General features: G+C 56.3%; 3 protein-coding genes and 2 pseudogenes. 4 read left to right on the plus strand and 1 reads right to left on the minus strand.

Translation table 11 applies throughout. The features are described from left to right. A pseudogene (locus KP701_RS16010) lies at positions 1 to 169 on the minus strand (IS5/IS1182 family transposase); the annotation flags it as partial. 72 nt (positions 170 to 241) lie between these two features. On the opposite strand from KP701_RS16010, the pseudogene KP701_RS16015 reads away from it, so the two are divergent. The 4 genes and pseudogenes from KP701_RS16015 to KP701_RS16030 form a co-directional block, all read left to right on the plus strand. Then, positions 242 to 937, plus strand: a pseudogene (locus KP701_RS16015) (IS3 family transposase); the annotation flags it as partial. Positions 938 to 979: 42 nt separating this feature from the next. After that, complete coding sequence (locus KP701_RS16020) at positions 980 to 1,561, plus strand: DJ-1/PfpI family protein (RefSeq protein ID WP_058989288.1); 582 nt, start codon at positions 980 to 982, stop codon at positions 1,559 to 1,561. Positions 1,562 to 1,587: 26 nt separating this feature from the next. After that, positions 1,588 to 1,911 (plus strand): ribbon-helix-helix domain-containing protein, encoded by a 324-nt coding sequence (locus KP701_RS16025; RefSeq protein WP_099287330.1) that lies wholly within the window; start codon positions 1,588 to 1,590, stop codon positions 1,909 to 1,911. Between the two features lie 103 nt (positions 1,912 to 2,014). Beyond that, a partial coding sequence (locus tag KP701_RS16030; protein ID WP_215747542.1) for a transposase occupies positions 2,015 to 2,186 on the plus strand: 172 nt, incomplete at its 3' end.

Below are 2,186 nucleotides of genomic sequence, written 5' to 3' on the forward strand. Positions count from 1 at the left end.
CAAACGGCGGTCGTCCACCTTTGCTCCCATCTGAATAGGCCAGAGCCTTCTCCAGATCAGGGCGGAACACCTCAAAATCCACAGTCCGGGAAAATGCCTCAAGCTGATCGCCAAGCCCGCTTAACCGGGCCAGCCGCTCTTCAACATCAAAGAAACCAGGCTGCTTCATCTGCCATCATCCCCAATCAACGCAGGAGAGATGGAATCACAGAGGAACCCTCAAATCCAGAAGGTTTTTCGAACCCTCCATCTGCGCCGCCTGGGACATGAAGTGGGGCGCAAGCGGGTCCGGCGGCTCATGGCGATTATGGGTCTGCGGGCGATCTACCAGAAGCCGCGCACGACAGTGTCGCATCCGGAGCATCGGAAATATCCGTATCTGCTGCGGGATCTGGTCATCGACCGACCCAACCAGGTCTGGTGTTCCGACATCACATATATCCCCATGAAACGGGGATTTCTCTATCTCGTGGCGATCATGGACTGGTTCACGCGCAAGGTCCTGTCCTGGCGTCTGTCGAACACGATGGACGCGGAGTTCTGTATCGAGGCGCTACAAGATGCGCTGATGCGCTACGGCACCCCGGACATTTTCAATACTGACCAGGGCTCACAATTCACGACGCCCCGTTTTACCGGGCTCCTGGAAGAGCGTCAGATCCGCATCAGCATGGATGGACGTGGGCGCTGGCTGGATAACGTGTTCATCGAGCGTCTGTGGCGGTCGCTGAAATACGAATGCGTCTACCTGCACGCCTTTGAGACCGGATCAGAACTTCGAGTGGGGCTCACGAAATGGGTCACCCATTATAACGGGCAGCGTCCGCACGCAGCACTGGCTGGACGCACGCCCGATGAGGCGTATCATGACGCGCCGACGCCCTCTGGACTGCGTGTCGTTACCACCTATTACCCACAGTCCTTCTGCATACGGTAAGAAGGAGTCCGTCTTTTGAACCTCGATCGTCAGGATGATCTCATGGCTGGTAAACGTATTCTCATGCTCGCAGGTGATTTCGTTGAAGATTACGAAATCATGGTGCCATTCCAGATGCTGCTGATGGTTGGACACAAGGTGGATGTGGTGTCTCCGGGCAAGAAGGCTGGCGAGCAGGTGGCGACGGCCATCCACGATTTCGAAGGCCATCAGACCTACACCGAAAAGCGTGGCCACAACTTCACGCTCAACGCCACCTATGCAGACACGAAAGCAGATGATTACGATGCGCTGGTCATTCCGGGCGGTCGTGCGCCTGAACAGCTCAGCACCGATGAAAGCGTGCTGGACTTGATCCGGGCCTTTGTGACGGCTGACAAGCCGATTGCTGCCGTCTGCCATGGCCCGCAGCTTCTCGCTGCTGCCAATGTCATTTCCGGTCGCAAGGTTTCTGCCTATCCCGCCTGTCGTGCTGAAATGATCCTTGCAGGCGCAGACTATCAGGCGATTGCGATTGATGGGGCTGTGACGGACGGTAAGCTGGTGACAGCACCAGCATGGCCAGCACACCCGGCCTGGATCGGCCAGTTCCTTAAGGTTCTGGGCACGAAGATCGAAGCCTGATTGTTATCCGCAGGGAAAGACCCGCCATGTGTGAACTCTACGTCCGCGCCGACCCGATCTTTTACGAAAGCCGGACACGGTCCCTGCGGATCCATGGTGTCGTCACCACGATCCGGCTGGAGAACATGTTCTGGGATGTCTTGACGGAAATTGCCGCAGCCGATGGCATGACCGTCAACCAACTCATCACGAAGCTTTCGGATGAAATTCTGGAGCTTCGGGGTGAGCTGCCCAATATGGCGTCTTTTCTGCGGGTCAGTTGCCTGCGCTATCTGGACCAGGAGCGTCAGATCCAAAGCGTTCCGGGATCTGTGGCTGTTCAGCCCGTTCCGCTGCAAAGGGTCGGTTAAACCTTACTGTCTGAATCAAAAAGCGACCTAGGCTCAGGACCTATTAATTTATTGAACTGAGTGGGGCATTGTGATTCACAGTCTTATCGATGGAGATGAGGCTGTGAGTGACGTGTTTTTGCTGTCTGAGAGGCAGATGGAGCGGATTGAGCCGTTTTTCCCTCTGGCGCACGGAGTGCCACGCGTGGATGACCGGCGTGTTCTGAGCGGGATCGTTTATGTGATCCGCAACGGCCTTCAGTGGAAGGATGCTCCGAAAGCGTATGGTCCGCACA

Source organism: Gluconobacter sp. P1C6_b, assembly GCF_018811945.1.
GTDB lineage: Bacteria > Pseudomonadota > Alphaproteobacteria > Acetobacterales > Acetobacteraceae > Gluconobacter.